Here is a 6,800-nt window from a genome sequence, read left to right on the forward strand (position 1 = left end):
AATTAACTATTGCTCTATACGCAATAGAAGAGAAATTTCACATTCATCTCCTCTGTTGGGGTGCTTAAGAAAATGAATCAACTATTGCTCTATACGCAATAGAAGAAAAATTTCATATTATTAAGAGAAGTTTTCTATTGAATAGAAATTATATAATTTAATACTTCAAATCCAATATTTCTCCTAACTCCTAACTCCTGTACGGGCGATTTCCGTTTGTCATGCTCCGCATTTCCTGACGGAATGCTCCGCTTTCCATGTCGGCGACAGCCGAAAAGCGAAACGGCTGTCGCCGCCATGAAACGCAACATGAAAAGCGGAGCTTTGCAGAATGCAAAACGCGTTTGCGACAGCATTCGGTTTGCGCAGCATTCCGCAGGAAACGAAATCCCCCCTACGACTCCTGACTCCTCCCCAATATGATCGCTAATTACCCGGATTCTATATCACCCCATCTCCAAATCTGATGCTTTTCTAGTAAAGTCAGCAACTTTTAAAGTATACAAGCTTGCTTCTGGAGTTACATATAAAGGATCTCCTCCCAACAAATTTTCAATTACCATCTTTGTATCTTTTGCAAACAAACCACGTCTAGCACCAACTTCTATAGTTTGTATTTTTTCTCCCTGCAATAGTTGACCTTGTTGAGGAGTAAAAATTAATGTACCTTTTTCGCCATAAAGAGTAAAAATGTTTTCTGACTGCCAAAAAGTTTCACCTTTACCATAGACAACTTCCCCAATCACATCATTATTAAACCTTAACTGAGCAGTACACAAACAAGCTTTATAAAGGTCAACCTCTGTATACCAAAACTGACTTTGGCAATTAACGGCATCAACCTTACCAAATAGATCGGTAAACCGATGCAAACGAGAAAGCGCCCCCACAAAAGGAAAGCCAAATAGTGAAGAGCGATAAGTCCACTTTTGGGGGGCAGGCTGTTTAGAATTAATTGTGACGTAACGAGCGTAGAAAATTTTACCAATTTTAGACAAAGATTGTTTAATGGCATTGTGCAGACCACCGAGAAGTTCTATATGTTCAACGTGCAATAGTTTATTTTTCTTAACTGCTAGAGAAATTAATGACTCGGCTTCAGTTGGGTCTAGGGAGAGAGGATATTCAACTATTATATGTTTGTCATTTTCCAGAGCAGCGCGAGCGATCGCTCCATGATCTCTATTAATAGTAGAAATGATGACTAGATCTAAATCGTCTCGTTCTACCAGTTGTTGCCAAGAAGTTGTATTCTGAACTTGGAAGGTTTGACTAAATTCCTCAGTTTTTTCTGGGGTATGACCTGCAACTGTGACTAGGAGCGATCGCTCATCTGCTTTTAATGCCTTAGCTCTAGCGTTAGCTGCATAACCAGTGCCAACAATACCAACTCTAATTGGGACAGTAAAGCATAAAGGGGAAGAGATATTTATCTGACTCATAGCAACATATAGAATTACAAAAATTTTTTATCATAAATTATATATTCATATATTTGTGCTATATTTTATTATTTTTTAATATTAAGGCTATAATGATGGCCCAATAAGATATAAGTAATCAGAATTAAATTAGAATTATTTATAATAAATTCTATAGTAATTTTGGGTCTAATAGGTTTTACAAGTTTACTTTTTTCCCTTAATATCAGAGATAGAAAAAAAACAAGTACAAATTAACTGGCTAATCAGCCCTAGTGAATTGTATAAGTTTAACTTATAAGTCTAAACTCTGGAGAGAAAAATTAAATGGCTACTTACAAAGTTACTCTAGTTACACCAGACGGTGAAGTAGTAATTGACTGTCCTGAAGATGATATCATCCTGGACGTTGCTGAAGAGAAAGGATACGATATACCTTTTTCCTGCCGTGCAGGTGCTTGTTCTACTTGTGCTGGTAAAATAGAATCAGGCACAGTAGATCAAAGCGATCAGTCTTTCTTAGATGACGAGCAAATTGAGGAAGGATGGGTACTAACTTGTATTGCCAAGCCTACATCTGATTGTAAAATTCTAACTCATCAGGAAGATAATCTGTAATACCCACTTGGCTAATAGTTTAAGATCGCTCAACTATTAGCCAAGACTATTAAATAAAGGTTTTAGTTGAAAAGTTCTGGTGTGGCATAATTTAGAGAATTAGCTGGATCAAACCATAGAAAATCTGAATATTGTTTATTGTTTGAGAAATTTGTCTTTCAATGAAATTCTCAGAAATTTAGTAGAAGCGATCAAGATAAAATTAGAATGGATTGGAAATTCTATCTTAGATATCTACTAAACCCGGTGAATCTCAAGCTATCAGAAAAGTTATACTTTTCAGTTTTGCCCAGCTTTTCATGTTGGGTAGTGAAACGGAGACATGAAACGGACGTGGAGGTAAAGCTCAGACTAGGGTATCTTTTAGCAGAATCCGTTGAAACATAAACCCATTGATCAGATAAGGTTTGATAGGAATATCTGCGACTTTATGTCCAAGAGGATGTCAAAAGCTTGAAAATGAGAAAAAATAAGTACCAATTTTCCAGCTAATTAATCCTTTAGTTGGACAGAAAAGAAACTTATGAAACAAAGACGAAACGATTGAATTAAGGAGTGTAAAATGGCAACCTATAAAGTAAAGTTGATAACTCCAGACGGAGAACAAGAAATTGATTGTCCTGATGATAAATATATTCTTGATGAAGCAGAAGAACAAGGACTAGATTTACCTTTTTCCTGTCGTGCTGGAGCTTGTTCTACTTGTGCTGGTAAAATTGTAGAAGGAACAGTCGATCAAAGCGATCAGTCGTTCTTAGATGACGATCAGATTGAAACAGGATATGTACTAACTTGTGTGGCTTATCCTACTTCTGATTGTAAGATCGAAACTCACAAAGAAGAAGAACTTTACTAAAGACTTTAGTTCACAACTTAAAGTCAATCAAGAATTATTAAGATTTATCTACCAATTTTGAGAGGAGAATTACATGGCTACATATAAAGTTACTCTAATTAATGAAGCAGAAGGACTTAATCAAACTATTGATTGTGACGATGATACATATATTCTAGATGCTGCAGAAGAAGCAGGTTTAGACCTACCATACTCCTGTCGTGCAGGTGCTTGCTCAAGTTGTGGAGGAAAGGTAGAGGGTAACGCAGATGATTTTGTAGATCAAACTGATGGCTCTTTCTTGGATGACGATCAGATCGCAGCAGGATATTTGCTAACTTGTATTGCCTATCCTAAAAAAGACTGCACTGTTACGACTCACCAAGAAGAAAATCTATGATAATAGTTAGTTATCAATCATCTTAGAATGTATGATAATTTAGATTTTTTTGATTGTTTATAGTTGATTGGAATTAACAGCGTTGCTGATTATGGGTATGATTTGATAATTTTGTATTTGGGATGGGTGTATTTTGAATTGTTTGAACTACTTGTTAATATTAACTGTTCCCTATTCCCTACAAACCCACTTTCATACCTTACAGCGCTTTTCAGATTGATAAACCACACCGTCATAACCAAAACCTTGTAAGGGCGAATGCCATTCGCCCCTACTGTGGTCTACTGTGCAGGAAAACGGCTGTAATTCAGTAACGCCGAATTAACTATATAGCATTTTTCATTTGGATAGACAACAGTAGGGAGTTCCATGGAATTCCCTACTGGTTTTGGGTTGTGATAATTCTCAAAAGCGCTGTAAACAACCAAACTATTTTACCTCGATCGCTATGACTATTTTTGTCCAAAAGTAACTAACTCGCTCAGAGGTAGAACTGTGGTTCCCGGAAAATAAAAACTGAGAATGCGATCGCTAGTCCAACCTAACTCAGCAAGTTTAATAGCTCCCTTCTGAGATAAACCTACCCCATGTCCAAACCCTCCTCCAACAAAAGCGTAACCCCACAAAGTTTGATCGGGTTTGTATATAGGGTCTAGATAAAATAGTGTACTCCAAGGCACCCAAAAAGCATTTTGCACCTCATCCTTATTCAGCTGTATCATACCTAGGTCTGTTTCGACATTCATTTTCAATACACGACCACTGGGCGATCGCTCGGTAACCTCTACTTTTTTAATTATTTCAAATTGAGCAAAAGGGCTGTTTTTCTGTCGAAAATAACTTTTTAAATAACTAACAATACCAGGTAAACTAACAACTTCCCGCCAACGAAATTCTATCCAACCCTCTTCATTAAATCCTTTTGTAAGATTCATAAACTTACGGAAGTTTTGTTCAGAAGCTAAACTATTTGTAGATAAGTCCCAAATATTATTAGGCGCATCAACAACAGGTTGTAAATAAGGACGTTCAGTACCATTCCACAAATCATTAAAATCTGCTGTAACACCCCCACTAACAGCAAAGTAAACAGCATCTATCAACTCATCTTCATAAGTCAGAACTTTTCCCCTAGTTGCTGTTACTGCTGCATCTGTTTCTGGGTATACATCTAATCCTTTATAAACTTGACAGTGAGTATCAGCACACAACTCATAATTATCTGCTGCAAACCGATGTAAATTTCTAAGTGCATAAGTTCTAGCTAAAATTGCCTGAGCTTCTAGGGACGCTTTTGGTGGCCAAGCTCCTAATTCATGAGGTACTACTCCCCGAATATAAGTTTCTATTGGTACATTATTCACCAATGTATAAGTACCATAAGCATTAGGTTGTAGTTTTAATGAGCCAGCATAACGTCGTTCTTCTGATATTGCTGTGTCTTGGTTAAATTGATTATTGATAATAATTTCATTTTTCCCGGCAGTAATATGTAGTTCATGGCGATGATAAGTATAGCCATTCATATTCCAGTAAGCTGTAGGTCGTTGTTTTAAAGCTTCCAGATCGAGATAGACATTTGTATTACTATGAGCTTGTATACTTTCTAATAGCCAGCGTCGTAATAAAGGAGTTTTATAGACTTCTCTTTTTGCCCAAACTTTCCATCTTCCTGGTTGAGTTACTTCTACTTCTATTCCTTTATTTTTCCAGAACTGGGCATCTTCTTCAGCATTTTCATAACTGCGGTGACTACTAAGAATTAACCGCTCTTTTAAGAGAGGTTTTTCTAGAGGTTTCATTTTAATTTTTAGCTCTAATTTTTCAGTAGTAAGAGTTTCTTCTCCTGCCGGAGTTTTAAACCGTAAAGTCAATCGATCTCCTGGAGTAGCTTTAATAATAATTTTATCTGTTGGTTTAGTACCAAATCTTTGTATAATTCCTATTTGAAGTAATCTATTATATTCTTCTAAAGCTTTGACTGGCATTATATTTAATCCTAGTAGTAAGCCTGTTATCAAGATTGTACTTGGTATTAATTTGTTAGTAAAATACTGTCTAGATATTGTATTTTGCAATTTGATTTACCTCTGTAGTTTTTATTTGATGATTATTGTACATAAAAATGACTATAGCAATCCTATTTCAATTATAATATTTTTGTGGTAGGGGCGATTCACGTTTGCGGAGCATTCCGTAGGAAATTCCCCGTACAGGTAGGAGTCAGGAGTAAGAATTTTCCAGGTTTTTCCTCAACCTTAACTATTATAAAAATTCTCACAAATAATTTAGGATTTCTATATATTGAAAAACATAATATTTTAATCATTATAGTTTTTTTCTGAAAAAGTTGTTTATTTTTCTATATTTTTTCTCTCAAATATCTTCTATTAAGCTCATGGTAAAGGTCTCCAGTAGATATTTTTAACAATTAATAATTGTTCATTATTTATCCTTAAAATAATTTTTTTCTTTTTTATCCTTAAAGGGAGAGTTTTTATAATAATTTTATCTGAGGCTGTGCAAAATTATGAATTCATTAACTTGCCTGTGTTTATCTACAGTTAACTCTGATAAAATTTTATTCTACGCAACTTCAGATTAATTTGGTATTAGAGTTAATTATTCAGTCAAGTAAAATCATAAGTTAAAGTCAATGACTTTTACTACTAAGGTCATTTCAGTTATCAGTTATTAGTTAGCCTCCTGCGGAGGAGCTGCGCTTTATCCTGACGGACTGCTCCGCTTTCCATGTCGCGCAGCGTTTTGCTGGCGCACAACTTTCCGTTCCGGAATGCTCCTAATTACGCACTTCGGCTGTCGCCGACATATAAAGCGGAGCTTTGCGTCAGCAAAACAGTTATCAGTGAACCTCAGACCTTAGTCGGAGGCTTGAAATACTGAGTTAAATATTTTTTCATCCCCTATCCAAGGGGCAGGGCTGTTTCAAAGCCTAAATGAGTTAACAATTTAAGGAGAACTAGAGATGTTTAGGATCAGAAAATAGAGAAATTAGCCATATCAGTGCCGATTTTTCAGCTTCGGAGTGTCATTAAACTCTGTCTAAATATCTGGTTCAATTCCCTCAAATAACAACAATTCGTATTTTTAACCTTTAAGAATAATTGATAAATTTGGGGAAAATCTAGGGTAAAGCGTGGAAAATTCTCCCCTGCTCCCTGCTCCCCTGCTCCCCTTCTGTCTTAACCAAGAATGAAACAGCCCTGCCTTAAAAGGGGAGGCTCATGCCCTCATTTTTTGGTAAGGATTCAGGCATAATATATAGGAATCAGGTAAGCATTTCTTTCGGAATGGTGGGCAAACAGCTAGCTCCCCATCAGTTCTCAGTTTTTTGATGAATTAAGTAAGGATTTATTGAAGAAGAATTATCTTAAGTGAATAGCTACTTATTTCAAGTATAAATTATCGGGAATATATCAATAATACTTTCTAATTTTAAGACAAGAAAAACTTCAATAATTGATAATTGATAATTGATAATTGATAATTGATAATTGATAATTGA

At 35.7% G+C, this 6,800-nt stretch carries 5 protein-coding genes; 3 read left to right on the forward strand and 2 right to left on the reverse strand.

Features of this window, described 5'->3' with window-relative positions; all coding sequences use genetic code 11:
* Positions 1–446: 446 nt before the first annotated feature.
* A complete protein-coding gene (locus ACP6PK_RS25525) occupies positions 447–1,442 on the reverse strand; it encodes a Gfo/Idh/MocA family protein (RefSeq protein ID WP_426563781.1) in 996 nt (331 codons plus the stop codon).
* Between the two features lie 306 nt (positions 1,443–1,748).
* Here ACP6PK_RS25525 and ACP6PK_RS25530 point away from each other — a divergent pair, with 306 nt between their 5' ends.
* From ACP6PK_RS25530 to ACP6PK_RS25540, 3 genes are all read left to right on the forward strand, one after another.
* Positions 1,749–2,039: a ferredoxin gene (locus ACP6PK_RS25530; protein WP_426563783.1), complete on the forward strand. Its 291-nt coding sequence runs from the start codon at positions 1,749–1,751 to the stop codon at positions 2,037–2,039.
* A 562-nt stretch (positions 2,040–2,601) separates the two neighbouring features.
* Positions 2,602–2,895 carry a ferredoxin gene (locus ACP6PK_RS25535; protein WP_094673627.1) on the forward strand — a complete coding sequence of 98 codons (294 nt, stop codon included), beginning with the start codon at positions 2,602–2,604 and terminating at the stop codon, positions 2,893–2,895.
* Between the two features lie 73 nt (positions 2,896–2,968).
* Positions 2,969–3,274: a 2Fe-2S iron-sulfur cluster-binding protein gene (locus tag ACP6PK_RS25540; RefSeq protein WP_426563785.1), complete on the forward strand. Its 306-nt coding sequence runs from the start codon at positions 2,969–2,971 to the stop codon at positions 3,272–3,274.
* Positions 3,275–3,726: 452 nt separating this feature from the next.
* Here the strand turns inward: ACP6PK_RS25540 and ACP6PK_RS25545 are convergent, their stop codons facing one another.
* Positions 3,727–5,262 (reverse strand): SpoIID/LytB domain-containing protein, encoded by a 1,536-nt coding sequence (locus tag ACP6PK_RS25545; protein ID WP_426563787.1) that lies wholly within the window; start codon positions 5,260–5,262, stop codon positions 3,727–3,729.
* Positions 5,263–6,800: the final 1,538 nt, after the last annotated feature.

The sequence above is a fragment of the Dapis hubbardiae BLCC-M172 genome, assembly GCF_050016015.1.
Classification (GTDB): Bacteria; Cyanobacteriota; Cyanobacteriia; order Cyanobacteriales; family Microcoleaceae; genus Trichodesmium.

Excerpts from the sequence above, each read along its gene's own strand:
- ACP6PK_RS25525 (WP_426563781.1), bottom strand. The coding sequence starts at position 1,442 with ATGAGTCAGATAAATATCTCTTCCCCTTTATGCTTTACTGTCCCAATT.
- ACP6PK_RS25530 (WP_426563783.1), top strand. The coding sequence starts at position 1,749 with ATGGCTACTTACAAAGTTACTCTAGTTACACCAGACGGTGAAGTAGTA.
- ACP6PK_RS25535 (WP_094673627.1), top strand. The coding sequence starts at position 2,602 with ATGGCAACCTATAAAGTAAAGTTGATAACTCCAGACGGAGAACAAGAA.
- ACP6PK_RS25540 (WP_426563785.1), top strand. The coding sequence starts at position 2,969 with ATGGCTACATATAAAGTTACTCTAATTAATGAAGCAGAAGGACTTAAT.
- ACP6PK_RS25545 (WP_426563787.1), bottom strand. The coding sequence starts at position 5,262 with ATGCCAGTCAAAGCTTTAGAAGAATATAATAGATTACTTCAAATAGGA.